Source organism: Capnocytophaga granulosa ATCC 51502 (assembly GCF_000411115.1).
GTDB classification, from domain to species: domain Bacteria; phylum Bacteroidota; class Bacteroidia; order Flavobacteriales; family Flavobacteriaceae; genus Capnocytophaga; species Capnocytophaga granulosa.
The window spans coordinates 215776-241731 of the sequence record NZ_KE150242.1 but is presented as its reverse complement, the minus strand read 5'-3'; the positions used below and the strand labels follow the sequence as shown (position 1 = coordinate 241731).

The window sequence follows — 25956 nt, the reverse complement described above, 5'->3', positions numbered from 1 at the left end:
CCCTTCGCCTTGATTAGTAGCGGGCTAACCGAAGTGTCATCTTTACAATACTTCACTTCCGCTGTAGAAAGGTCAGTGTCAATAGCTGTAGGTTCAGTTACTGTAATTTGCGCTCTTGCACTAGTTACATCACTGCCACAAGCACTTCTTACCTCTACATAGTAATAAGCTGTTCCTACTGTAGTTACCACAGGTGTATAGCTATCCTCATCACTATTGGTATTCTCTGTTCTTATGAGTGTACCCGTAGCAGTAGCATTTGCTGCTTTATACCATTTGTAAGTAAATGGGGCGGTTCCCTTAGCCTTGATCAAAAGATCTAAGACTCCCGATGTTTGATCTTTACAATATTTCTTTTCGGTAGTGCTAAGGTTAGTGTCAATAGCTGTTGGTTCTGTTACTGTAATATGGGCTCTGGCACTAGTTACATCCGTGCCACAATCGCTATGTACCACTACATAGTAATACTTGGTACCTACGGTAGTTACCAAAGGAGTATAACTATTCGTTGTTTGTCCTGCTATTACTGTACCTGGTGAGGTAGCATCGGGAGCTTCATACCACTTATAAGTCAAAGTACCTGTACCTTCTGCGGTTACAGAAAGGGCTGCTGGAGCGGTATGATCCTTACAATAGCTTACTTCAGCAGTTGAAAGGTTGGTGGTAATAGCAGTTGGCTTAGTTACCACAATCTTCGCACGCGCACTGGTTGCTATACCTGGACAGTCTCTGGTTTTCAACTCTACATAGTAATAGTAAGTACCTGGTTGACTGACATCAGGGGTATATTCATTACTCCAAGCATTGTTTATCGCTACCCCTGGAGAAGTAGCATCAGGAGCTTTATACCATTGGTAAAGTGGATTTACACTTCCTTCGGTGCGTACTGTAAGTTTGCTTACTGTAGTGGCATCCTTGCAATAAGTTGCATTATCACTTGCCGTTAGGTTGCCGTCTGATTTAAATCGGGCGTATCGTCTTATTCCAACTCCTGCTATATTACTTCTTACGGTACCACATTCGCCCGTTACTTCCACATAATAGAAGGTTACACCCTCTTGATTTGTTGGATAATTATATTGGAATCCTATCGCTCCTGGTATTGCCGTACCTGAATAACTATTACTAGAAGAGGCATACCACTGATAGGTAAGGGTTCCTTCCCCTGTAGCTGCTACACTAAGCGGGTTAGGATATGGAGTGTCTCCCATACAGTAGAGAGGTGCATCCACTGGATGACTTGTAATTGCTGTAGGTTGTTTTACCACTACCTTAGCGGTGTTACTCACTGCTGCTGTACAACCAGTATCACTCGTTACCTTTACATAATAGTACTTAGTTTCTCCTGCAGTTTCGGTAGAAGGAGTATAGGTATTACTATTTGTATTTGCAATAGCAGTACCTCCCGTATTACTATCCACAGTATTACTGAACCACTGATAGGTAAGGGTTCCATCTCCTGTAGCCACTACTGAAAGGCTTACAGCAGCCCCCTTACATGGAGTGCTCGATGCTGCTGGCTGAGTGGTAATAGCAGGATTAGCATATACTGTTACTGTCAAGGCTACACGGTCACTTTCACAACGCTGTGGAGCTGAATCCTGTGTAGTGAAGTGATAAGGTTTGTTGTTTTCTAACACTACATTATCTGCCAGTTCAGTGGTAGCGGTAGCACTTTCATAGATTTTGATAGTACCTGTTACCCCTTTGCTGGTGATATAGGTCTTCAGATCAGACACCTTCTTACCACTACACCACTTAGGATCCGCTGGAGCGGTAGGCGTTGTGGTCTTACGAGTGATTGCCAAAATAAGTGGTGTCTTATCACTTGGACACTTACCTGAAGCTCGTAAAGTATAGAAATAAGCATCGTTTTCATTCACCGCTTCATTATCTGTTAAAGGAGCAGACCATGTATTATCATTGTTGCGCTTAAAGATTCTTACATCTCCACCTGTTATTATAGCTTTTAGGTCACTCACACGAGCTGTTGCACTCTGTGCAATACATACCTCAAAGCGGCGTGGTGTCGCATCCGTCTTATTACCCTTATTGGTAAAGGTCAGTGGTATAAGATCACTAGGACACTTACCTGTCTCCACTACTCTATAATAATAAGGATTACCCCATACTACAAACTTATCATCGCTTTCTTCTGTAGCGAGACTTGAACTATAAATTCTTACATTTGAAAGTCCTTCTGCTCCTATCTCTGCCTTCAGCTCTGCTATGGTTGTATCCTCACAAATAGATAGTGCAGGTAGCAGTGTAGCCACTGAAAAAGGTGCCTGCTGTAGGGTTACCTTTTGTTGCAGAGAAGGACACTTTCCAGACTCTTCCACAGTAAAGTAAACATCGGTAGCTGTAAAGTAAACAGTTGCATTTGCTGCACTAAGTTCTGAATTATTTTGATAAATTCTAATGGTCTTACCTACATATTGAGCCTGAATTTTAGACTTAATATCGGCTACTTTTACAGTTGGTGCGTTTTGATATCCTGGGAAAGTACATACTCCTACCTGCTGAGGGTCAGCTGCTGTGCGCTCATTAAAGCTAAAGGTCAATGCTTGAGCAGGAGGCTTACACTGAAAGAGTCTCTTAGAATAAGTATACATGGTAGGAGAATACTCATCAATGAGTATATCATCTCCTAATTCTGTACCATTTTTATAAATAATTACGTTGGCACTATCCACAGGGTCTACTAAAGCTTTTAGCGTCCTTACTGTAGTGACACTACAGTCTGGGTTTGTCAAAGCCTTAGGAGCTACTGTATCTTCTCTCTCAACCTCAACAGGCTTTGGTACACCTGAACAATAACCAAGTTTAGAATAACGTACATACACCGTCTTCTTCTCTCCTGAGTTGAGCGATATAGGTGTCGTCAATTCATTTTGCTGGTTTTGTGCATCTATCAGGTTCCGATACCATTTGAAATCAAGTGCCAATTTTGCTACTTCAGGGCTACTTGCAAGCACTAAAGACTTAAGCTCATCCATCGTAATAGATGGATTACAGATCTTTACATTCTGCTTAGTGGCAGGATTGACTGCTTTATTAACCGTAAGGGTAGCCTCCACAGGAGTACCAATTACTTTTCTACAAGGTTCATATAGGGTATATACAAAGGTATACTCCCCTTTCATATTACCTACAGGAATCGTATTATTATCAGGTACATAAATTACTCCTGCTTTATCCTTAATGGTTGCAGTAACTCCTGCTGGAAGTGTAGGTATATTTTGGAACAACTGTGTCAAGTCTTGAGTGGTATTATTTTCTGCACAGATGGTTATATCCTTTCGTGTAGGAGGGATAGGGGTAACAAAGTTCTTTGACTTGAACTGATAGGCATATTTATTATTAATAGCAGCACTAATACAAGAGGCTACATCAGGTCTTGAAGGCATTTCTAATTCTATCATATACTTATTGCCAACAGTAAAATCATCTGATGTAAGTGTTCTTGTCAAAGTAGTACCTGTTCCTAAAATAGTACTAGGATGATCAGAACGATACCACTTTACAGTAATACCACTTATATTAGGTATGGAAAGAGTCACTTGCTCTCCGACACAATAAGCAGCGTCTCTTCCTGCCTGAGGAGATATTTCAGGAGCTTTCGTGTCAATCTGAGCAAGACTAGTATCTACTGTCCTTCTGTTTCCACAAGCATCTGTTACTGCAAATGTATAAGTGGTATTAGGGTCGGTATTAGTCAGATCAACAAAGAAATTATCATTGGGCTGCGCTGGATGTCCTGAAGGTACAGGAGTTGTAGAACCTACAGGAGTTGTAGAAACCCATTCGTAGGTATAAGGAGGAGTACCTCCATTGGCTATGATAGCAATATGGTATTTGCCATTAGGGCAACCAGCCCCTATAGCCGTTGGATTTTTCAAATCTCCTATATATTCCTTTTCAGATACTACAATATCACATATCTTACCATTGTCTCCATACTTAATCTTACGCAACACACGGAACTTTCCTTCTTTTAGTCTAGTTTCGGTAAAAGTCTTATTGTAAGAAGTGGATAGAGCTGATGCATTCAAATTTATACGCTCCACATCTTTCCATTCCCCATTCTCAAAATGCTGTACAAAGTAACTTACTGAATAGGACTGGTAAGCTCTTCCCTCTGGCTGACCAATAACAGCAGCAAGAGAGGGTGTACAACCTTCTGACCAAGTAAAGGAAAAGGTTTCCCCAAAAAGTTTTTGGTTAGGCCACAGTTTCGTATTCCCACACCTATTGGTAATTGAGATATCATACTTACCAGCAGGAAGATCATAAAGTGCCCAAGTATCACTATTAATACGATTAGATATTGGTAAAGTATAGGGCAAAGTAAAGGGCAAATCAGAAGGATTACCATCAAAAGAGAGAATTTTTATCTCAGTAATCTCACTTCCTCTTGTTCTACTAAATAAGAATGTTCCGTAAGGAGCCCCTGTAGAGGTAACTCCTCTACAGCTTTGTGTATTATGAATCCATAAATCAGTAGGTTCATTATTAGTTGGGTGAGTAATTGTCAAAGGAAGTTCTCCTGAATTACGATCTGGATCACATTCGGCATCTACCACACGGAACTTAAACTGATCCCCTTGACTTATAAATTCAGGAGCTACAATAGGATAAGCGTTATTAGCAGCTCCATAGTAATGGATCTTCTTCACATATTTGTTATGTAATAGAGGATTGCTTGTAGTCAATTTGAAAAAACCTGCTTCTTCGTTTTTGAAACCGGCTGGTGCTTGATCCACTACCACATATATATCTATACTCATATCCATACGAGTGGTATTCGAAAGTACTATGTTTGTTGAATGACAAGCCGTAGTTTCGGAAGCACCTCCTTCATAGACTGCAAAGTCATCAAATAGACTCTTAAAAGTAACTGTTTTAGCCGTTAAGGTTTTATTGACCCCGCAAGCAGAGACAATTGCTTTTATTTCCCATTGTCCCGCCTTTTTAGGAATACGTTCCCCTCTGAGATTCTCTTTTACAAGCAGTAGGTCTGTAACATATGGATGAGCATATAAAAATAAAGAGACATCATTCTGGTTATTAAAAGTACGGCTTACTGTATGAACAGTGGTTGAAGGAGCTGGTTCCTTGAGTTCAAATTTCAAAGTAAAAGGAAAAGGCAAACTCCCTGCTTCAAAAGCTGCTCTCAAATTATCACCTTTAACCCCTAGCTGACTGAAACTTAAGTAATCACAACCATATTCTTGCATAGTATTAAGGTACGTTTCCGTAAAATCAATCATCGTATTAGGCACAACATGACCCTTTACAGTAGCATCACCCCCTGTGATTGCACAAAAGTCCTCTACCTTTACCTTATAGTTGCCAGGAGGTACATTGGTAAAAACATTAGAAGTCTGTCGGTAAAAACCCGGTAAAGGCGTTGTTCCTGTATTATCATAAAGACTAAAAAGGAGCGGATAACTTCCGGAGGTAACATTCACACGTAATCCAGGTAGTTGTCCTGTACATTTAGAAGGAAGATCGGTAAGGGTATAATCCACTGTTTGTTTCAGGGATTTTATTTGAAGCCCCGAAACAGGAGCTACTGCTGGAGCACCTGATCCTGATTTAGGCTCAGCTTTCACTTCATAAGTTCCTGAAGTTAGGGTAGTCACTCCACCCACAGGAGAAGGAAGCCCTGCATAAGCTCCTCCCTGCAATCTGTGATAGAAGTTATACTTACTGGTATCCGCACCTACTATCTTATAGTAGAGTGCACCTGCACCATTACACCACTCATGTTCTACCCTTACAGAAATACCAAGAGTAGTTACAGGAGTGAGTTTGTAAATAAAGCTGGTCTGATAGACACAGGCTCCTTTTTGGGCCTTAAGGGCAAATTTGCGCTCAGCATTGACCACTCCAACAGACACATCCACAGAGTTGGAGCCACCTGAGTGGGTATAGGAAAAAGACGTCCCTCCTTGGTCAGTAAATGTATAAGTAACCCCATCTATAGGATACTTGATAGAAAGAGATCCTACCTCTCCTGTGGTTACTTTATCAAAGTAAGTAACACGCGTTTGCTCCAATGCCTTAAGGATATTGGGATCGCACGTTTGCGCTTTTACTAAGCTAAAGAAAGGACTTAAAATCATAATTATCAACCAGATACGCTTATAATTATTCAGCTTCTTCATAATTAATCAATTAATATTCGGGGGCAAAGATAGGAATTTATTATGATTTGAAACAAACTTTATTTATGTTTTTTTATTTTTGTTATCAACAATTTTTACTGATTTTAGAGTGAATTGTGAATAACTTTTAGATAGCCATTAGTACCATATATATAATAGGTAGGCTCTCTACCCAAAGAGCACTATAGTAGGGAGACTGATGTTCATGCGCAAAAAGAAGTGAAAGCACTGTAATACAAGCAATTATAACCTGTATATAGAGAAGAAATGTAAGGTGTACAAAGGCCAATAGTACAAATAAAAGCATCAGTAGGGTACCTATGGCTTTGGTTTTTGGGGTGCCTAAGATGGTGGGAAGTGTCTGCAAATGTGTCTGTTCGGCTTGCTTGTCTCTGATATCAAAAGGAAGAATAAGCACTACCACCCAAAGGAAGTTTTGCAGGGCAAGAAGGGTTACTAGTGGGGTCGAAAAAGAGACTCTATAGGCCGATAAGGGAAGGTATACACTCCCCAAGACCCAGCAAAGAGCGACTATAAATATTTTAAGAAAAGGAATCAGGCGAAGGCGATGAGTGAGAAAAGGGGCATCGTAGGCCACACTGAGCACCATGGAGAGTAGGAGAATGCCGCGACCTGTCCATGAAAGAAAGAGAAAAGCGCCACAAGCTGTAGCTGCCAACAGCCACCATATAGGGCGCTCATATCTTAGACGCCCCTCTTTAGCAAAGGAATAAGAGAGTACCGTTCCCACCCATAAGGAGAGTAGCTCCGCATAGGCCATAGGTAGCTGAAAAATAAGTAAGGTACTGATAGCCAAAGAAGTAACAGCTGTAGCGACGACTATATTTTCTCTGATAAGCCAAAGAAGGAGTGCGTAGCATTTTTGTTTCATTCTCTGATTACTTCTATAAGCACCTGTAGGTTGCCCTTGTTAGGATTATCTGTAATTTGCATAAAGGCCTTTCTGGAGAGGTCAAGGTCTTTGCCTTTGGTAAAGGGGCCTCGGTCATTGACCTTCACCACTACGGATTTGCCATTGATAGGGTTGGTTACTCTAAGGCTGGTACCAAAGGGGTAAGTGCGGTGAGCAGCAGTAAGTTTGTTATTGCTAAAGACTTCCCCACTGGCAGTTTTACGGCCGTTGAACTTGTTATGGTAATAGGAGGCCACGCCACTGGCTTTGCCTATTGTAGTGGCAGCGGAGGCTTCCCTCTGGGAAGAAGTACTATGAGGTTGCTTGCGCTGCTGTACCGTTTTGGTGGTATGACAGCTAACAAGGAAAAGCAGGAGAAGAAGGAGAAAGAAACGCATAAAATAATAATTAATGGTTAATGACTTAAGTTTCGCAAGCTCTGTAATCAACTGATTCTCAAAACATCCCCCCTACCCCCCCTCAAGGGGGGAGTTAGTAAGCAGTAGAGGTTCAATAAGTTATAGAAGGAAAATTTTCTAATTTAATAAACAAATTAGACCATTTCAACGCCCTTAAAGCTCCCCCTTTGGAGGGGGGTTGGGGGGAGGTTTTTACAAATAATTGTTTATCAGTTACTTGCAATTTCAATAGCACCCTAAAAACAACTTGTGAAACTTAAATTAATGATTAATCAATAACCATTAACCATTAATCATTGAGATAGAGTTCAATAAGTCCTTCGGGAGTTGCCACTGTGATGGTTTTATCCTTACGGTTAACCTCCTTGAGGAAGTCATCATGTAGGGGGATCAGAATCTGTCGCCCCTCATGTTCTATTTCAAAAATGGGCTGAGAAGAGCGGTCATTGATATGAGTGATGACCCCTACCCTACCATAATGTACATCTACCACCTCAAAGCCTATGACCTCGTGATAGTAGAATTTGTTGCCAGAGAGCTTAGGTAAGAGTGAGAGTGGTAGAAACAGCGATTGGCGGAGGAGTGCCTCGGCATCACGCTCGGTATCCACCTCTTCAAACTTGATTCTAAGCAAATTAGCCTTATGATAGCTACACCTTTCTATGAAAAAAGGAATCAGTTCCTTGCCTAATTCGACAAATACTGATTCCCTATTTTCTAGCAGGGCACTATCATCCGAGTCGGTTTTGACAAGGACTTCTCCCTTAAAGCTAAATTTGGAGACAATTGTACCTACAAAGAAACAATCTTCCTTCCTCATTAAGCTTCTGATTCTTGAGCGGGTGCTTCTTCAGCAGGTGCTGCTGTAGCTTCCTGAGCCTTAGCGGCTTGTGCTTCTTTACGCTTTTGGTTATAGGCTTGTTCGGCCTTTACGCTTTCTTGCTTAGCAGAGATTTTGCCTTTGTGGAGTGATTCCTTTTTAGCAACGATTTTCTGCTCTTTTTCTTTTTGCCAAGCTTCGAACTTAGCATCGGCTTGTTCTTGGGTAAGAGCACCTTTCTTTACTCCTCCTTGGAGGTGATACTTAAGCATCACACCCTTGTAAGAGAGGATACGGCGTGCTGTCTCGGTAGGTTGCGCTCCGAATTGTAACCACTTGATTGCTTCATCAATATCTAGCTCAATCTGAGCTGGATTGCTGTTAGGGTTGTAAGTACCTATTTTTTGGAGGAACTTACCATCGCGGGAAGCACGTACATCAGCGGCTACTACCCAATAAAAAGGTTTCCCTTTTTTACCATGTCTTTGTAATCTAATTTTTACAGGCATATAATTAAGACTTGTGAGGTTCACGACCTCTATTAATAATCGGGGGCAAAGATACATATTTATTTTTTAATGTACAAATTATTTTTTAGTGATCAGTGGTTAGTGGTCAGTGGTTAGGACTAAAAACTAACCGTTAAACTAATAACTAAATTTTTTTTTGTGATTTTCAAATAAAATATGTATCTTTGCACACAAAATAAATGCGCTTTTTTATTTAAAGATATGGCACAATACAAAGGTAAAATAGCACAGGTCATCGGTCCTGTGGTAGATGTTACGTTTTCTTCAGAGAAGGAAATGCCTAAAATTTATGATTCATTAGAGATTGTTAGCAAGGAAGGTAAGCCTCTGATCCTTGAGGTACAGTCTCATATAGGGGAAGATACCGTACGAGCTATCTCAATGGATGCCACTGAAGGACTTAGCCGTGGGATGGAAGTAATCGCTACAGGACACCCTATTCAAATGCCTATAGGGCAAGAGGTTTTCGGACGCTTGTTCAATGTGATCGGAGATGGTATAGACGGGCTAGGTAACCTCCCTAAGGATGGGGAAAACGGCCTACCAATCCACCGCAAAGCTCCTAAGTTCGAGGACTTATCTACAGTAACTGAGGTACTCTTTACAGGTATTAAGGTTATTGACCTGATAGAACCCTATGCGAAAGGAGGTAAGATCGGACTCTTCGGGGGTGCTGGGGTAGGAAAAACCGTACTTATCCAAGAGCTGATCAACAATATCGCCAAAGGACACGGAGGACTTTCCGTATTTGCTGGAGTGGGCGAACGTACTCGTGAGGGGAATGACCTACTGAGAGAAATGCTCGAATCAGGCATTATTAAATATGGTGATGACTTTATGCACTCCATGGAAGAAGGCGGTTGGGATCTTAGCAAAGTGGATAAAGATGCTCTGAAAGAATCCAAAGCGACTTTCGTATTCGGACAGATGAACGAACCCCCTGGAGCACGTGCACGTGTAGCACTTTCTGGACTTACCGTAGCTGAATACTTCCGCGACGGAGCTGGCCAGGGCGAAGGAAAAGACGTTCTTTTCTTCGTGGATAACATCTTCCGTTTCACTCAAGCGGGTTCTGAGGTATCGGCCTTGCTGGGTCGTATGCCATCAGCGGTAGGGTATCAGCCTACCTTGGCCACCGAAATGGGAGCTATGCAAGAGCGTATCACTTCTACTAAAAAAGGGTCTATTACCTCCGTACAAGCAGTATATGTACCAGCGGACGACCTTACTGACCCTGCACCTGCTACTACCTTTGCTCACCTTGATGCCACTACAGTACTCTCTCGTAAAATCGCCGAATTGGGTATCTATCCTGCGGTAGACCCGTTAGACTCTACTTCTCGTATTCTTACACCTGAAATTCTTGGAAAAGACCACTATGAGTGTGCCCAACGTGTAAAAGAATTGCTCCAACACTACAAGGAACTACAAGATATCATCGCGATCCTCGGTATGGAGGAACTCTCCGAAGAGGATAAGCTCGCTGTTGCTCGTGCGCGTAGAGTACAGCGTTTCCTTTCTCAGCCTTTCCACGTAGCGGAACAATTTACAGGGATTCCAGGGGTATTTGTGGATATCAAAGACACCATTCGTGGGTTCAATATGATCCTCAATGGGGAACTTGACCACCTCCCTGAAGCGGCTTTCAACCTTAAAGGAACGATTGAAGAAGTAATAGAAGCAGGTGAAAAGATGCTTGCTGAAGCTCAAAACTAAGACGATTATGAGATTAGAAATAGTAACCCCAGAGGCCGTGCTTTATAAGGGAACGGTGAGTATCATCACCCTACCAGGAGCGAAAGGGTCATTTCAAATACTTGAGAACCACGCACCTATAGTAGCCCTCTTAGACGAAGGAACGATCACCTTTAGCGAAAGCGAAGCCCCTAAGGTATTTGCTCAGGAGTATTTCTCGGAGCAGACTCAAGCCAAAGGGGAACGTATGCTCTCCATCACAGGAGGGGTCGTAGAGCAAAAAGATAATAAAATAATTGTGCTGGCTCAATGATCTTATTTTTATAAATTAAAAGCAGGGGCAAGCCCCTGCTTTTTTTATTCAAACTGTATTTTACTATTTATAATTCTTTTTGTTATTGGTATCTAGATCTCTCCCCAACTGGATACACTAAGAGTAAAAGTAGATAGGCCTGCCCCTCTTTTAAAATGGTCGAATTTGACCACTTTAAAATTATAGTCAATTTTAGAATGCGAATAAAATACAAATAAATAAGGCAAAGGATTCATTCCTAATTCGCTCTCTTTCAAGGGCTAATTGCCATTAGCCCCTACACCTGCTCATACTAATTTTTCGCAAACCTTTTCTGTTTGACTATAAGATATTTTGCAAATATTGATAATAATACAACGTGAGTTCGTCGTAAGCAAAATTATATTTTTTCTCCCACAAAGCCAGCGAGTGCTCACAGCTGGGTATGTGAAACACGGATTTTCACGGAGAGAATAACACAATAACTATGTATAACTCTTTAATTTCCACGGATAAATAAGGCCTTTGGCCTTATAAAAATCTGTGTAAATCGCAACAGCACAATTACACAAACATAGAAAATCTGCGAAATCTGTGAAATCCGTGAAATCCGTAAAAATCCGAGGGAGCTTTCGTTATATCGAACTCACGTTAAATAAATAACTCTATAAAATAAAGACACCCAAAAAATAAACATAGTATTACTTTTTGGGTGCTGGGGGTGTGGACTTTGTAGCCTATCAATAGGAGGCGTCCCTCACCAAGTTATATAGGCTTTATGACAATGCAAAAATATAATATTATTAGGATAGTGCTTAATCTTTCAGGAGAAGCAAAGCCATTACTATCCATTGGAGTTAGGGCTATTTCTGCAAATATTCTCTCCAATCTCTTTTTTGTAGCAGGGGAAGCAGATTTTTTAATTTTCTTTAACTATTCTAAGGCTTCTTCTGTTAGCTCAATATTATAAATAGGGATGATAGGTAAAGACTCTTCTTCTAAATATTCTCCCATATATCAAGAGGATTTATTTTAGTAGTCCTACCTTCTTTGTAATCCTTTCGTCCTTTCTCTACTATTTCTTTAAGGGTTTCAATACTTTTAATCTTTACTTTCTTAGCGCCGATTTTCTTTAGAAACTCTTCCACTAAGGGGAGGTTTATTTCCCTGATCTCAGCTTGTAATAATAATGTTTGCATAGCATATATTTTTAGGTTTAGGTTCATCTTCTTTTTAATATGCCAACCGCTCCATGATTGCAGTGGCTATCATAAAGCACAAAAGAAATTTAACATATAAAAATACAATCCATTTTTGAGAAAATCATATCATTTTTTAGTTGCTCTATTTAGCTCTAAAAACAAAAAACGCACTTAATTATAAGTGCGTTACCTTGTTGCTCCCCCTACTGGACTTGAACCAGTGACCCTCTGATTAACAGTCAGATGCTCTAACCAACTGAGCTAAGGAGGAATTTCTTATGTCTTGGAAAACTTTATTTCTCTATCAATTTTCCGAGTGCAAAGGTACAACTTTTTTTGATACTGACAAACTTTTCAAGCACTTTTTTTTCTATTTTTTGAAAATAATTTTCAACTTATTGAAAACCAATTATTTATGTTTGAAAAATAATTTAGGAAATAGCTCTTCTGGAGATTTTCGGGAGAGAAAAAGCCGCAAAGTAGCACCTAAAAAGCCTGTCCCATAGCTATAAAATTGGATACAAACCGCCCAAACAGACAAAAATCCTATCTTACTACTGTGATTGATACGTTTGCTATCGGCGAAAATAAGTAGGAAATAGGCTATATATACAAAGATAAAACCCCACTGACCTATAGCCAATAAGCCTAATGAGACAAGAAAGCCTATAAGGAAGAGCGTTGGTAGATAGTGCACAAGCTTGCGAGACTGCTCATGCCAGCGATTAAGTATGGCACGCGTTTGCCCGAATTTCTTGACCTGTACATAATATTTGTACCATGAGATACGTCGCTTGTGGTAGACAAAGGCCTCTTCCACAAAAGCTGTCTGTAGCCCTGCTTTCCATAGGCGAATGCTCAGGTCAGGGTCTTCCCCTGGGTGTATGCGACCGAAGCCTCCTGTTACTTCAAAGGCCTTGCGAGAAAGCCCCATGTTGAAACTGCGAGGTTCAAACTTGCCCATGCTTCGCTTGCTACCTCGGATGCCCCCTGTAGTAAGAAAGGAAGTCATCGCATAGTTGATTGCTTTTTGGATATCTGTAAATTGGTCTGTTGCCGCATCGGGGCCACCGAAACAATCCACATAGTGCTGTAAGAGGAAGTCATCTACCGATTCTAAATAATGAGGAGGCAACAGACAATCAGAGTCCAAGATGATAAAATAATCTCCCGAAGCCCTTTGCATACCATAGTTGCGGGAATCTCCAGGGCCAGAGTTCTCTTTATACAAATAGATGACCTTAGTCTTATCGGCAAAGGAGGCTACTACCTCTTGGGAGGAAATAGAGGAACCATCTTCTATAATAAGTGTTTCAAAATCGCCTGTATAGGTTTGCTCAGCTATGCTTTCCAATAGCTCTTTTATCTCCTCAGGACGGTTATATACAGGTACAATAAGGGAATATTTCAATTTAAAAAAATTAGGAACTTTGCAAAGATAAAAAAAACATTTCAGTTAGAACCGTTTTTTAGCAATATTTTGAAGCGTACAAAAATAAATCATAATTTCCTAATAGGAAGCGCATATTTGTAAATAATGTCGTATTTTTGTCCCCAAAAAGAAAATCCTAAAATACTAAATATAGCATATGGGAACGAAAAATACAACAACCCAAGGTTCTTCTACACGAAAGAAATTACTAAAATATTTTTGGGGAACCTTCTTAGTAGGTATATTATCCGTAATTTTCATTTTTCTCTTGGCCGATTGGGGGGTATTCGGGGAAATGCCCGACTTCAAGCGATTGGAGAACCCTGAGACGAACCTAGCCTCAAGTATCTATTCTGCTGATGATGAGCTATTGGGGAAATTCTATTTCAATGATAACCGCACCCCTGTTACCTACAAAGACCTGCCTGAACACCTAGTCAATGCACTCATTGCTACCGAAGACGAGCGTTTTGAGAAGCATTCGGGTATAGATATGCGAGGAACACTACGTGCTATTGTATTCTTAGGCCGACGTGGGGGGGCTTCTACCATTACCCAGCAGCTAGCCAAGCTCCTCTTCCATCGTGAAGGATCTAAGAAAACAGGCGAACGCTATTTGCAAAAGATCAAGGAATGGATTATCGCCATTCGCCTGGAAAGACAGTATACCAAAAAGGAAATCCTTGCCATGTATTTTAACGAATACGACTTTAATAATAATGCCGATGGGATTCGTTCGGCTTCACGTATCTATTTTGGGAAAGAACCTAAAGACCTTAAGATAGAAGAAGGGGCAGTACTGGTGGGTATGTTCAAGAACTCTTCACTCTATAACCCTCGTCGCAATCCTCAAGGGGTTGTCAATCGTAGAAATGTGGTTCTGGCACAAATGGAGAAAAACCACTACCTCACTACCAAGGAAAAAGACTCCTTGCAGAAACTTCCTCTGCGCCTGAACTTCAATCCCGAAGGGCACAATGAAGGTATTGCTACCTATTTCCGCGAACATTTGCGCAATTTTATGAAGGAATGGATCAAGGACAACCCCAAACCCGATGGGTCTAAATATGATATCTATTCCGATGGACTGAAGATATACACTACTATTGACTCTCGTATGCAGGCAGCCGCTGAAGAGGCCGTACAAAAGCATATGAAAAACCTCCAAAAGGCCTTTGCCGAAGAGAATAACCTGAAAAAGAATAAGACATTTCCTTTTGTAAAACTCTCCAAGGAGGAAATTGATCGCCTTATGGAACGTGCCATGAAGAACTCCGAGCGCTGGGCACAGATGAAAGCCGCTGGTATCTCGGACAAGGATATACGTGCTTCCTTCTATAAGGAGACCCCTATGCAAGTCTTTTCTTGGCATGGTACTATAGATACAGTAATGACTCCTTATGATTCCATCCGTTACTATAAGAGTTTCTTGCGTACGGCTATTGTCTCCATGGAACCACAGACAGGACACATCAAGGCTTGGGTAGGAGGTATTGACTATAACAATTTCAAATACGACCAAGTATACCAAGGCGCCCGCCAAGTAGGTTCGGCCTTCAAACCTTTTGTATATGCTACGGCAATTGACCAAAAACACTATACCCCTTGCTATCAGATTCCAGACACAAAGACTTGTATAGAAGCTGGCAAATGGGGCAATGCCAAGGAATGGTGTCCCCGTAATGCCAATGGTAGCTTCAGTGGAAAGATGCTCACACTCAAGGCGGCTTTGGCTAACTCTATCAACTCTGTTACAGCCAAGCTGATGGACGAAGTCGGCCCTGCCACTGTGATTGACCTTATCGCAAAATTGGGTATTAATACCAAGGATATCCCCTCGCTCCCCTCTATCTGCTTGGGATCTGCCGATATTACCCTACTGGAAATGGTAGGGGCTTATGGGGCTTTTGCCAATGAGGGGAATTACCTCCAGCCTACATTTATCACCCGAATAGAAGACAAAAACGGACATATCATCTACCAACATACCGCAGAAGCAAGAAATGCCATTTCCCCAGAGAATGCTTATACTGTAGTCAAACTCATGGAAGGGGTTACCCAATCAGGTTCAGGAGCGCGCCTACGCACCAAAGGTGCCGATGGTTATGATAGTATGTATAAGAATGTCATCACAGGCTATCCTTATGCCTTTAAGAATCCCATTGCAGGAAAGACCGGTACTACACAGAACCAATCCGATGGATGGTTTATGGGAATGGTACCCAACCTTGTTACTGGAGTGTGGGTAGGCGGTGAAGACCGATCTGTCCACTTCAAGGGAATCCGCTATGGGCAAGGAGCCACTATGGCGCTGCCTATTTGGGGGTATTATATGAAAAAACTTTATGAGAATAAGGACTTAACCGTATCAAAAGACCCCTTCCCTATTCCCAAGAACGATGATGGATCCACTAGCTTCAGTGGTAGCGACTTTGATTGCAAAGGAAATGACCCTGTAGAGGCTGTAGGGGAAGACTCCGAAGGTATAGATTTCTAATCCCTAAAACCTACCAACCCCTTTACCTCTCCACCGAGCATGGCCATAGCTGTTAGTACGGCACCTATGGTAACTCCTACCAGTCCGTCCATATTGACCGATTGGCCTGTAAGGTAGAGGTTGGGGATATGGGTTTGTGGCATGATACGGGTATGAGCGATTTTATGAATATTCTTTTCATAGCCATAAATAGCCCCTGTGGGGCTACCTATATAATCGCGATAAGTTAAGGGCGTAGAGGTATAAGCGTGTGCTATGGCTCCTTCCAATTGGGGATATCGCTGATAGACCACACTGAGGAGTTGGGCGGTTTTCTCTCTCTTAAAAGCCTCATAGGTCGCTCCCCTACCCTCTGGCTCGGCTATGGTATTGAAAGTATGTTCCCATGTACGTACCTGCTCATAACTCATATAGGTAAGTAGTGTCATATTGTCCGAATAACTGCCACCATCCTTAGGGGGTACCATAGAAAGCATATAAGACGCAGGAAAAACATCCGAATAGGGTGCTTCCCATACTTGTCGGGTATCCCGAAACCAATAGACATTGTAAGGCAAATAAGGGAAAGTGTGAGGCTTGAGCACTAGGTGTAGGGAGAAAACCCCAGAGACTGGCTCAAGTCGCTCTATACGCTTGTAGTATGAGGGCTTAAAGTGTGTACGCCCTGCTACGGATAATAACTGCTGTATATCTATATCCGAAACAAATTCTTTAGCTATATACTTCTTATGCTGGGAGGTAATCACTGAGTAAATTTTTCCCTCTCTGTATTCAAAGGCAAGCGCCTCGTTTTCAGCAAACAGAGAGACGCCAAGAGCGCGTAATTGCTTGAGGAGCAACTGGGTTATTTGGGAGCCTCCACGCCTGAATCGCCATGCACTCTCCATATAGGAATTAACCGACAAGGCATGTACATACAGGGGGGTATGCTCCCTAGTACCTGCATAAAGAAAGTTGTTCCCCAGCAGCACCGCTTGCAGTCGCCTATCTGAGGTAAGCTCGCGAAGAAAGTCCATTAAGGAGAGGCTAAGCAAGGCCTCATCATAGCTTCCCTCTAAGCGAAAACGATAGAGGGGAAAGCGGTCGCATACTTCTTGTATTTTGGAGACATAGCGCTCTAAAGCGACTTTTTCTTTTGGGAAATAGGGTAATAACTGAGCGACAAAATTGTCATACCCCTGTGCGTGAGGATAGCAGGTAGGCTCATGAGCAAAGCAAATACGGTCATAGCCATCCTTGGGCATACACTCCAAATCCAATGCTGAAGTAATACCTGCGTAAGAGAAATAATTGTAAAGTGTTTGCCCCTCACCGAGGCTACCTACATAATGTACTCCTGTATCAAAGAGAACTTCATCACGGAGAAAAGACTGTAAGTTGCCGCCAAATTGTTTGTTTTTCTCAATAATGGCAACTTTTCTTCCTTCTTTAGCCAAAATAAGGGCTGTCATAAGCCCTCCTAGGCCACTTCCTATGATGATGGTATCATACATAAATAATGACTAATGACAAGTGACTAACAACTAATGACAAGTGACTAATGACAAGTGACTAATGACAAGTGACTAACAACTAGTGACAATAGTATTAGTCATTTGTCACTTGTCACTAGTCACTAATAACTGATTCCTAATACTTTGATATAGTGAGCGTTCAGGTGTTCGCGCATAAGTTCTCTAAATGAAGCAGGGGTACCATGCTTGAGTTCTTCTAAGAGGTCTCGATGGCTGATCTGTTTGCTTCCTTCAGGGAGTATATAAGCGGTTTGATAACGATTCAAGTCGTGTACATATTGGAAAATAGGCATAAAGACATCTTGGAACTTCTTGAGGATATCATTGCCTGCCATTTCATAGAGCTTACCATGGAACTTCTTTTCCTCTTCCAAATAGAAATTAAAGCTATCACAACGTTGTTCTTCAGAGTTTCGTACGATTTCTTCCAACTCCCTAAGCTGTTTGGGGGTTTTACGTGTAAAGACAAAATCGGCCATACCTACTTCCAACATCAGTCTTAGTTCAAAAAGATTGGAGAGCATCTTGATATCCACCAAGGCAGGATCAAGCATTTTTTCGAAGTTACGCACCAAGTCAGGTTCCAAAATCACCATTCCCCTATGCTTGCGGGACTCTATTAGCCCCAAGGTTCTCAGGCGCAACATAGCCTCGCGAATGGCTGTTCTACTTACCCCAAGAGTCTCGGCAAATTCTAATTCCTTAGGGAGTGAATCCCCTGCTCTTAGTGCATTATCCTTGATATAATCTATGATGTGTTTCTCCACCTTATCCACCAAGGAAGCATTCTCTGCATCAGTTGTTTTTTCCTTTAATGACTTCATAAGACATACATTTAACTCATATAATATATTTGGTACAAATTTACAATCTTTTTGGGGGATAAAAAAATTTTTCTATGCTTATTTTCTATCTCCCATTTGACAAAATCTATATATAAGAAAATCAATCACATAATTAGAAACTTCATTAATTAAAAGTTAAATTTCTGATTTTAATCTTTTTGGCACTGTTTTTGAGAATTACTATTCGCAAGTTTAGAGTTAAAAGAATAGATATTATTAATTATTTTAAGATTTTTGAATATGAAAAAACATTTCACATCTGTATTCTCTGCTATTTTAGGGGGTGCTATTGCCTTAGGCGGCTATCATTTTATTATCAAAGAAAAAGAAGACAACTCCTTTTCTTTCTCTTCCCAGAAGGCGGATACCACAGGGGCAATCCACACCAATTTCCAACAAGTGGCCAATTTCAATTTTGATGAAAACAGCTTTATCAACGCTTCCAATAAGACCGTCAATAGTGTAGTCCATGTGAAAAACATGACTGTCGCTCCAGAGGTTACCTCTATTTTTGACCTTTTCAGTGGGAATACTCCTCAGCGCAGTGGCAAGGAACGCTTGGCTGGTACAGGTTCTGGGGTGATCATCTCTCCTGACGGCTATATTGTTACCAACAATCACGTGATCAATGGCGCTTCTTCGGTTCAGGTAACCCTAAATAACAACAAAACTTATAAGGCAGAAATTATTGGTTCAGATAGTAGCTCTGATATTGCGCTATTGAAAATCAAAACAGAAGAAAAACTACCTTACCTTACCTTTGCTGATTCGGACAATACCCAAATAGGCGAATGGGTCTTGGCTGTAGGAAATCCCTTCAACCTTACCTCTACCGTAACGGCAGGGATCATTAGCGCTAAAGCGAGAAACTTAGGCAACCAATACAACGGAAAGATAGAATCTTATATACAAACCGATGCCGCTGTTAATTCAGGAAATAGTGGGGGCGCTTTGGTCAATCTCAACGGAGACCTCATTGGAATCAATACCGCTATTGCCTCTCCTAACACTGGTACTTTCGTAGGTTATTCCTTTGCCGTTCCTAGCAATATCGCAAAGAAGATTGTAGAAGACCTTATAGAATATGGCAATGTACAACGCGGTATCTTAGGCGTAGCAGGTACCGAACTCAACTCCGAAACTGCTGAAAAACTCCATATCAAACAAACCGAAGGTTTTTATATAGACAATGTAGAAGAAGATTCTGGAGCTGAAAAGGCTGGACTTAAGAAAGGTGATATCATCACACAGATGGACAATATCAAAATACGTACTTTCTCTGATCTTAGTGGTCATATCAATACCAAAAGACCTAATGACAGTGTCAATGTGGTTATCCTAAGGGACGGTAAAGAAAAAGAAATCAGCGTAAGACTCCAAAAAAATGATTCCTATGTAGCCAATGATTTAGGGATTATGGTAAAAAACCTATCTGATAAAGACAAAAAAGCGTTCAACATAAAAAGTGGAGTAAAAATCACCAAAACAAGTCCACTATTTATAGAAAATGGTGTAAATCTAGATGGTAAAGTACTCCTTTCTATCAATGGAAAAGACGTAAAAGATGTAGATAGCGTAAAAAATATTCTTGAAAACAACCAATCACAGCGTAACGCTATTGTGGTTCTTAATAAGAATGGAGAAAAAGAACGCTACTTCCTATAGATTATTTCATGTATTCATACCTTAAAGTTTGATTTTTATTAGTGTTAAAATAGTTTGCCCAAAAGGCAAACTATTTTTTCTTATGTAAAAATCTATTTTACACACCATAAAAATATCCTCATCAATTAATTATACTTTTTTTAGCATTTGCAAGGATACTTATGTGACAATTTATTTTTACTTTTGCCTGCCGTTTCTAATGAAAAGACCTTATTCTTATGGATACTCGCAAGGATATTCAGTGGGCTTTCCTTTATTTTATTATCACCATTCTATTGGGCTTGTCCCTTAGAGTGTCTTATATAGCCGATGTTTTTTTTAATGTTCGCCACATTACCCACACTCATTCTCATATTGGGTTGTTGGGGTGGATATATACAATACTTACCTCGCTCATCTGTCAGTATTTTCTAAGACCGACCGATAGGAAGCCTTATTTTATTCTATTTCTCTGCACCCAATTGGCCATTGTTGGGATGCTTTTTTCTTTCCCTTTTGGGGGATATTTCTTATATTCTATTATTTTCTCATCTCTTTTTGTGATTTGTACCTATTGGTTTGGCATTTTCTTTCTCAAAAGGAGTAAAAAATATAACTTTATACGCTTTTCTATCTCCAAGAGTGTAGATACGGAGCATGACAAACCTCTTTCTTTGAGATTTGTCCGCTGGGGTGTCTATTTTCTTATACTCTCCAGCATCGGGATATGGTTGCTTCCTGTGGCTATTGTCAAGGCCGGTAAGGGAAGCGAATGGTATAACAGTGCCTTGTACTTCTTCCTACATTTCCAGTACAATGGTTGGTTCTTGGCCGTACTCTTTGGCCTTTTGGTAAGCGAAATCGAGCACAAGAGCCTTGTGAGCAGCAAGCGACTCACGGGAGCACTCTACAGCTTTATCATAGGCACCATAGGCTCTGTTACGCTCTCTTGGGTGGGCTTTTTCAATGAACCCCTCTTATATATTATTGGAAATATCTCAGGCTTTTTGCTCTTGGCTAGTATCTTTAAGCTATATAGAACTTATATGCGATTGGAGAAACCTGCCTTTCTTATGCAGCTATTCCTATTGCTTTGCTTGATCAAGACTATTTTCATGTTTTTAGGCTCCTTCCCTTGGATTGCCGAAGTGGTATTACCCAACAGAGAATTTGTCATCAGCTACTTACACTTCACTTTCTTAGGGGTTGTGGGCTTTGGTGTCCTATATTTTTTGCAAAAGAGCCTGCATATTCGCTTTCCTCACTGGAGTATTTCCCTATATACCACCGCTTTTGTAGGTAGTGAAACACTGATTACTTATAAAGGGCTTGCTATACTCTACGAGATCTTCTTACCTGATAACTATTATATATTGCTAGTACTCTTCAGTGCACTGTTTTTTGTTGCTGTAAGTTATTGGTGCTATCTTATCTTTAAAAAAGTACACAATCAGCCCTGTGAAGAAGCACACCAATCTTAACCTTTATTCAAAAAGCATACCTATTTTCCTTTATTTTTCTTTCTGAAAAGTTATTTTTATCAATCAAAAAGTTAAAATTTTCATTACCATACAACCTTATCTTTTATTGCAAAAACATTGCAATTTGTTTATTATCAAGTTATTACAATTTATTTTACCATTCTATTTATTAACACAGAGAAAAGTTATTAACAGATTGAAGAAAATAAAACTTGTATATTTCATGATATTTTCAGAATTTTGCCACACCTATCAATAAACTTCTCTTTAATATGAAAAGAATTACCTCATTCGCGCTATCTCTCTTCTGTTTTATTACAGCCACTACCTTCTATGGGCAGCAGTCCAATATTGTTTCCTCCAAGCTCTCCCGTATTGTACTTGATAGCTTAGACTCTCCTCATGAGAACTTTGAATATGCCATCAAGAGAATGTATGTTGATATCAAAGGACGAGAATATGATCTTGATTTCAAAGCTTTTAGATATGCCTATATTGGCTATCAGAACATGAAGTTACAGAACAAACTCAATGATAAGCGCCTGCTTTCTATCATTGATTTCACCAAAGACAGCGATAAAAAGCGCTTCTATACCATAGACTTAGACAGCCGACAAATCCTCTACCATACCTATGTGGCACATGGCAAGAAGACAGGTACTTCCGCCTCCACTTATTTCTCCAACGAGGAAGAATCCCACAAGAGTAGCTTGGGGTTCTATGTTACTGGCAAGACCTACAATGGTGATGCAGGCTTTAGTCTAAAACTTTATGGCAACGAACGTAACTACAATTCCAATGCCTATAAGCGCGGTATCGTTATCCATACAGCCGACTATATGAATGAGGATTTCCTAAAGAGAAACGGACGCTTTGGCCGTAGCTTGGGCTGCCCTGTGTTGCCTACAAACATATACAAAGAGGTTATTGAAACTATCAAGGATGGAACTATGGTCTTTGCCTATTACACCAACAAGAGATATTTAGCTTCTTCTAAATACTTGAAAGTGAGCAGTCTCACCGAAGACAATATTTTCTAATACCCTTGTTCTGATTTACTTTTGCTACAATGAAAATACAAGATGTTATCCAGTACTTGGAAACCCTTGCGCCCCTTACCTATGCGGAGGATTTCGACAATGTAGGCCTACTGGTAGGAAACCCCGATACGCCTTTGCGTGGGGTGCTCATTACTCTCGACACCTTAGAGTCGGTCGTTGAAGAGGCCATAGCACGGGATTGTAATCTCATTGTAAGTTTTCACCCGATCATCTTCGGTGGTCTTAAGCGACTCACTGGGAGCAGCTATGTGGAACGCACCGTTATCAAAGCCATAGAGCACCATATCGCTATCTATGCGATACACACCGCCTTGGATAATTCCTTCTGGGGGGTCAACTCCCGTATCTGTGACCGCTTAGCACTCTCCAACCGAGAAATACTCCTCCCCCAAGCCCATACGATAGAACAATTGGTAACCTATGTACCCCACAAGGATGCCGCTGCCTTAAGAGAACACCTCTTTGCTGCAGGTGCAGGAAATATAGGCAACTACGCCAAGTGTAGTTTCAATACAGAAGGCATGGGCACTTATATGGGCAATGCCCAGAGTCACCCCACTATAGGAGCGCCTGAAGTATTTCATAGCGAAGGGGAGACCCGTATCAGTGTTATTTTCCCTAAGCACCTCAGGCGTAGTATCTTACAAGCTCTCTTCACTCATCACCCTTACGAGGAAGTCGCCTATGAGATCTATACCCTAGAGAATACGCACCAGCATATAGGGCTAGGTATGATAGGCTATCTGGAGACACCTATGGAAGAACTCCCTTTCCTTAACTTTGTAAAGGAACGCATGCAAACCGCTTGTGTACGACACTCCGCTCTCTTAGGAAAAAAGATACAAAAAGTGGCCGTACTGGGGGGAAGTGGTGCCGATGCTATAGGGGCTTGCATAGCCGCTGGTTGCGATGCCTACGTCACTTCCGATATTAAGTACCACGAATTTTTCAAGGCCGAAGGGCGGCTGCTTTTGGCCGATATAGGACACTATGAAAGCGAACAATTCACAAAATTGCTTTTATGGGAACAACTTACGAAAAAATTTAGTACCTTTGCATTTTATTTAGCGAATACAAATACGAATCCTATCAACTACTTATAGTTATGACAAAAAAAGAAGTATCCGTAGAGGACAAACTAAGAACCCTATATGATTTGCAACTCATTGATTGCAAAATAGATGAACTGAGAAATGTGCGTGGCGAACTCCCCTTGGAAGTAGAAGATTTAGAAGATGAGGTGGCTGGATTGGAAAGTCGTGCCGAGCGTCTGACCGATGATATTGAAAAGATCAATGTGGATATCACCGCCAAAAAGAACCTTATTGAGGAGAGCAAAGCGCTTATCAAAAAATATGCGGAACAACAGAAGAATGTACGTAACAACCGTGAGTTCAACGCTATCTCCAAGGAAATAGAGTTCCAAGAGCTTGAAATCCAATTGGCTGAAAAACACCTAAAAGAGTTCAAAGCGGATATTGAGCAAAAGAAACTCTCTATCTCCAAGATAAAAGAACAACTTGAAGAGCGCAAAAAGCACCTACAACACAAGAAAGAAGAGCTTTCATCTATCCTTGAAGAAACCCAAAAGGATGAGGAAACTCTCCTTAAAAAGGAAATGGAAATCTCCTCCGAGATAGAACCACGCCTTTTGAGTGCTTACCAACGTATTCGCAATAGTGTGGTAAACCGCTTAGCTGTGGTACCTGTAGAGCGTGGTGCCTCTGGTGGATCTTTCTTCGTGATTCCGCCTCAGGTACAAGTGGAAATCTCTACCCGTAAGAAAATCATCACCGATGAGCACAGTGGGCGTATCCTTATAGACCCTGAGTTGGCCAGGGAAGAGAGAGAGAAAATGGAAGCATTTTTTGCAACTATGTAGAATTTAATACTTATAATAAAGGAGTGTTGCTCTTAGGGCAACACTCCTTTATTTTTAGACACCTTCACGAGTCTAATCAGTCTTATCTTTGTTCCAGCCGAAATAGCCGTTCTTCTCTATCATTTCAGCTACCCCCTTAGGCAGTGCGGATTGCCAGCCTTCTTGCCCACTTTTTATCTGTTGTACAATATCACGAGAACGAATATTCAAGTTCTTGGCATCATAGTCTTCTATATCTACCACTTTTTCATTGAATTTAAAGAACTTATACAACTCCTTCATACGAGGCGATACATGGATGTTATTGCTGGTGATTATCTGGCCTGTTTCCTTATTGCGCATAGGATATAGGTAGATTTTGATATCGCGATAGAAGAGCTTTCCGAAGGCCTCCAAAATACCGCCACTTAGGTGCTTATAATAGTCCTCTTCAAAAATCGCTATCAGGTTATCCGCTCCCATAACCATACCCATCTGTGCTTTGGTATAATTGGAGAAATATTCAGCCAAGCGGTAGTACTCCTTGAAGTTGGAAATAAGCACCTTATAGCCCAGCGAGCAGAGGATACGTGCCCTATCCATAAAATCTTGTTCGTCCAACTCCCCAGAGGCCAAAAGGTTGGAGAGAGTAATCTCAAAAATCACCTGTGTATTGTCCTTCTCTACGCCCTTTTCCTTGAGAAAGAGTTCCAAGGAGCGTTCGAGCATGTCTATATTGACATTGGTCACTGGGCGGAAACTACCCCTAAGGGTGAGGATATTCTTCTTATAGAGCTGTTCGGCAGGGAGTTGGTTGTTCCCATCGGCGTCAAACATCACCGCTTCGGTCATGCCATTTTTGATTAGTTGCAAGCTCATTAAGCGATTATCTACCCCTGCAAATTTAGGCCCTGAGAAGTTAATCATATCTATCTCGATGAGGTCTTTGTCTATATGGTCATAGAGGTACTTGACGATGCGCTGTGGCTTATCCGCCTTGTAGAAAGCACTATGGATAAGGTTCACCCCTAGCTTACCCAAGGTCTCTTGTTGGGCTCGAGTTTCAGTCTGGTGAAAACGAATATGCAGGATAATATCATTATACCCCCCTTCGGGTTCTGTCTGGAAACGAATCCCTACCCAGCCATGCCCCTTGTAGCGTTTGGCAAAGTCAATCGTGGTAACCGTATTGGCATAGGTAAAGAAGAGTTTGTCTGGATATTTGTCTCGTGGCAAGCGTTCCTCCAAGAGCTTAATCTCGTGGCTAAGCATCTTCTTGAGGCGCCCTTCGGTTACATAACGTCCGTCCTTTTCCGCCCCATAGAGGGCGTCGCTAAAATTCTTATCATAGGCACTTACTGCCTTGGCTATAGTCCCCGATGCCCCTCCTGCACGAAAGAAATAACGTACAGTCTCTTGGCCTGCCCCTATTTCCGAGAAAGTCCCGTAGATATGTTTATTAAGATTGATACGAAGTGCTTTAGCACTCAGGGAAGGAATTTCCTCAAAATCCCTATCCCCCACGATATAAGTTCCCATGTATAGTTTGTTTTAGATTATTGTAATAAATGTCAAAG

At 41.2% G+C, this 25956-nt stretch carries 19 protein-coding genes and 1 tRNA gene; 9 read left to right on the top strand and 11 right to left on the bottom strand.

Annotation, left to right across the window (positions count from 1 at the left end):
* From HMPREF9331_RS01040 to HMPREF9331_RS01020, 5 genes are all read right to left on the bottom strand, one after another.
* A partial coding sequence (locus tag HMPREF9331_RS01040; RefSeq protein ID WP_016419335.1) for a hypothetical protein occupies positions 1–6173 on the bottom strand: 6173 nt, incomplete at its 3' end.
* Between the two features lie 127 nt (positions 6174–6300).
* Positions 6301–7065, bottom strand: a complete 765-nt coding sequence (locus HMPREF9331_RS01035) for a UbiA prenyltransferase family protein (RefSeq protein ID WP_016419334.1) — start codon at positions 7063–7065, stop codon at positions 6301–6303.
* A complete protein-coding gene (locus HMPREF9331_RS01030) occupies positions 7062–7484 on the bottom strand; it encodes a septal ring lytic transglycosylase RlpA family protein (RefSeq protein ID WP_016419333.1) in 423 nt (140 codons plus the stop codon). The genes HMPREF9331_RS01035 and HMPREF9331_RS01030 overlap by 4 nt, the downstream gene beginning before the upstream one ends.
* 310 nt (positions 7485–7794) lie before the next feature.
* Positions 7795–8325 carry a ribosome maturation factor RimM gene (gene rimM / locus HMPREF9331_RS01025; protein ID WP_009643019.1) on the bottom strand — a complete coding sequence of 177 codons (531 nt, stop codon included), beginning with the start codon at positions 8323–8325 and terminating at the stop codon, positions 7795–7797.
* The gene (locus tag HMPREF9331_RS01020; RefSeq protein WP_040356973.1) at positions 8325–8834 is read right to left on the bottom strand and encodes a 30S ribosomal protein S16; all 510 of its coding nucleotides are present in this window, start codon (positions 8832–8834) and stop codon (positions 8325–8327) included. The genes rimM and HMPREF9331_RS01020 overlap by 1 nt, the downstream gene beginning before the upstream one ends.
* Before the next feature lie 222 nt (positions 8835–9056).
* Here HMPREF9331_RS01020 and atpD point away from each other — a divergent pair, with 222 nt between their 5' ends.
* The 3 genes from atpD (at position 9057) to HMPREF9331_RS13160 (ending at position 11812) form a co-directional block, all read left to right on the top strand.
* The gene (gene atpD / locus HMPREF9331_RS01015; RefSeq protein ID WP_040356828.1) at positions 9057–10571 is read left to right on the top strand and encodes a F0F1 ATP synthase subunit beta; all 1515 of its coding nucleotides are present in this window, start codon (positions 9057–9059) and stop codon (positions 10569–10571) included.
* A 7-nt stretch (positions 10572–10578) separates the two neighbouring features.
* Positions 10579–10863: a hypothetical protein gene (locus tag HMPREF9331_RS01010; RefSeq protein ID WP_016419330.1), complete on the top strand. Its 285-nt coding sequence runs from the start codon at positions 10579–10581 to the stop codon at positions 10861–10863.
* A 757-nt stretch (positions 10864–11620) separates the two neighbouring features.
* On the top strand, positions 11621–11812 hold the full coding sequence (locus tag HMPREF9331_RS13160) for a hypothetical protein (protein ID WP_172539819.1): 192 nt from the start codon (positions 11621–11623) through the stop codon (positions 11810–11812).
* A gap of 28 nt (positions 11813–11840) precedes the next feature.
* On the opposite strand, the gene HMPREF9331_RS01005 is transcribed toward HMPREF9331_RS13160, so the two are convergent.
* From HMPREF9331_RS01005 to HMPREF9331_RS00995, 3 genes are all read right to left on the bottom strand, one after another.
* Positions 11841–12041, bottom strand: coding sequence for a hypothetical protein (locus HMPREF9331_RS01005; RefSeq protein WP_016419329.1), 201 nt, complete (start codon positions 12039–12041; stop codon positions 11841–11843).
* 200 nt (positions 12042–12241) lie between these two features.
* Positions 12242–12315 (bottom strand) — tRNA-Asn (locus HMPREF9331_RS01000).
* A 138-nt stretch (positions 12316–12453) separates the two neighbouring features.
* On the bottom strand, positions 12454–13455 hold the full coding sequence (locus tag HMPREF9331_RS00995) for a glycosyltransferase family 2 protein (RefSeq protein WP_016419328.1): 1002 nt from the start codon (positions 13453–13455) through the stop codon (positions 12454–12456).
* Positions 13456–13633: 178 nt separating this feature from the next.
* On the opposite strand from HMPREF9331_RS00995, the gene HMPREF9331_RS00990 reads away from it, so the two are divergent.
* Positions 13634–15973, top strand: a complete 2340-nt coding sequence (locus HMPREF9331_RS00990; protein ID WP_016419327.1) for a penicillin-binding protein 1A — start codon at positions 13634–13636, stop codon at positions 15971–15973.
* On the opposite strand, the gene HMPREF9331_RS00985 is transcribed toward HMPREF9331_RS00990, so the two are convergent.
* Both HMPREF9331_RS00985 and HMPREF9331_RS00980 read right to left on the bottom strand, forming a co-directional pair.
* Positions 15970–17466 (bottom strand): phytoene desaturase family protein, encoded by a 1497-nt coding sequence (locus tag HMPREF9331_RS00985; protein WP_016419326.1) that lies wholly within the window; start codon positions 17464–17466, stop codon positions 15970–15972. The two genes, HMPREF9331_RS00990 and HMPREF9331_RS00985, sit on opposite strands and share 4 nt — an antisense overlap.
* A gap of 122 nt (positions 17467–17588) precedes the next feature.
* Positions 17589–18311, bottom strand: a complete 723-nt coding sequence (locus HMPREF9331_RS00980; protein WP_016419325.1) for a FadR/GntR family transcriptional regulator — start codon at positions 18309–18311, stop codon at positions 17589–17591.
* 261 nt (positions 18312–18572) lie between these two features.
* Between HMPREF9331_RS00980 and HMPREF9331_RS00975 the strand changes: the two genes are divergently transcribed.
* From HMPREF9331_RS00975 to HMPREF9331_RS00955, 5 genes are all read left to right on the top strand, one after another.
* Positions 18573–19997: a S1C family serine protease gene (locus HMPREF9331_RS00975; RefSeq protein ID WP_016419324.1), complete on the top strand. Its 1425-nt coding sequence runs from the start codon at positions 18573–18575 to the stop codon at positions 19995–19997.
* 218 nt (positions 19998–20215) lie between these two features.
* Positions 20216–21457, top strand: a complete 1242-nt coding sequence (locus HMPREF9331_RS00970) for a hypothetical protein (protein ID WP_016419323.1) — start codon at positions 20216–20218, stop codon at positions 21455–21457.
* A 272-nt stretch (positions 21458–21729) separates the two neighbouring features.
* Positions 21730–22497 (top strand): murein L,D-transpeptidase catalytic domain family protein, encoded by a 768-nt coding sequence (locus tag HMPREF9331_RS00965; protein WP_016419322.1) that lies wholly within the window; start codon positions 21730–21732, stop codon positions 22495–22497.
* Between the two features lie 29 nt (positions 22498–22526).
* Positions 22527–23621 (top strand): Nif3-like dinuclear metal center hexameric protein, encoded by a 1095-nt coding sequence (locus HMPREF9331_RS00960; protein ID WP_016419321.1) that lies wholly within the window; start codon positions 22527–22529, stop codon positions 23619–23621.
* 2 nt (positions 23622–23623) lie between these two features.
* On the top strand, positions 23624–24400 hold the full coding sequence (locus HMPREF9331_RS00955) for a zinc ribbon domain-containing protein (RefSeq protein ID WP_009643064.1): 777 nt from the start codon (positions 23624–23626) through the stop codon (positions 24398–24400).
* 72 nt (positions 24401–24472) lie between these two features.
* On the opposite strand, the gene HMPREF9331_RS00950 is transcribed toward HMPREF9331_RS00955, so the two are convergent.
* On the bottom strand, positions 24473–25918 hold the full coding sequence (locus tag HMPREF9331_RS00950; protein ID WP_016419320.1) for a hypothetical protein: 1446 nt from the start codon (positions 25916–25918) through the stop codon (positions 24473–24475).
* Between the last annotated feature and the right edge of the window lie 38 nt (positions 25919–25956).

Excerpts from the sequence above, each read along its gene's own strand:
- HMPREF9331_RS01035 (WP_016419334.1), bottom strand. The coding sequence starts at position 7,065 with ATGAAACAAAAATGCTACGCACTCCTTCTTTGGCTTATCAGAGAAAAT.
- HMPREF9331_RS00975 (WP_016419324.1), top strand. The coding sequence starts at position 18,573 with ATGAAAAAACATTTCACATCTGTATTCTCTGCTATTTTAGGGGGTGCT.
- HMPREF9331_RS00985 (WP_016419326.1), bottom strand. The coding sequence starts at position 17,466 with ATGTATGATACCATCATCATAGGAAGTGGCCTAGGAGGGCTTATGACA.
- HMPREF9331_RS00990 (WP_016419327.1), top strand. The coding sequence starts at position 13,634 with ATGGGAACGAAAAATACAACAACCCAAGGTTCTTCTACACGAAAGAAA.
- HMPREF9331_RS01030 (WP_016419333.1), bottom strand. The coding sequence starts at position 7,484 with ATGCGTTTCTTTCTCCTTCTTCTCCTGCTTTTCCTTGTTAGCTGTCAT.
- HMPREF9331_RS01010 (WP_016419330.1), top strand. The coding sequence starts at position 10,579 with ATGAGATTAGAAATAGTAACCCCAGAGGCCGTGCTTTATAAGGGAACG.
- HMPREF9331_RS00955 (WP_009643064.1), top strand. The coding sequence starts at position 23,624 with ATGACAAAAAAAGAAGTATCCGTAGAGGACAAACTAAGAACCCTATAT.
- HMPREF9331_RS00950 (WP_016419320.1), bottom strand. The coding sequence starts at position 25,918 with ATGGGAACTTATATCGTGGGGGATAGGGATTTTGAGGAAATTCCTTCC.
- HMPREF9331_RS13160 (WP_172539819.1), top strand. The coding sequence starts at position 11,621 with ATGACAATGCAAAAATATAATATTATTAGGATAGTGCTTAATCTTTCA.
- rimM (WP_009643019.1), bottom strand. The coding sequence starts at position 8,325 with ATGAGGAAGGAAGATTGTTTCTTTGTAGGTACAATTGTCTCCAAATTT.
- atpD (WP_040356828.1), top strand. The coding sequence starts at position 9,057 with ATGGCACAATACAAAGGTAAAATAGCACAGGTCATCGGTCCTGTGGTA.
- HMPREF9331_RS00970 (WP_016419323.1), top strand. The coding sequence starts at position 20,216 with ATGGATACTCGCAAGGATATTCAGTGGGCTTTCCTTTATTTTATTATC.
- HMPREF9331_RS01020 (WP_040356973.1), bottom strand. The coding sequence starts at position 8,834 with ATGCCTGTAAAAATTAGATTACAAAGACATGGTAAAAAAGGGAAACCT.
- HMPREF9331_RS01005 (WP_016419329.1), bottom strand. The coding sequence starts at position 12,041 with ATGCAAACATTATTATTACAAGCTGAGATCAGGGAAATAAACCTCCCC.
- HMPREF9331_RS00960 (WP_016419321.1), top strand. The coding sequence starts at position 22,527 with ATGAAAATACAAGATGTTATCCAGTACTTGGAAACCCTTGCGCCCCTT.
- HMPREF9331_RS00980 (WP_016419325.1), bottom strand. The coding sequence starts at position 18,311 with ATGAAGTCATTAAAGGAAAAAACAACTGATGCAGAGAATGCTTCCTTG.
- HMPREF9331_RS00965 (WP_016419322.1), top strand. The coding sequence starts at position 21,730 with ATGAAAAGAATTACCTCATTCGCGCTATCTCTCTTCTGTTTTATTACA.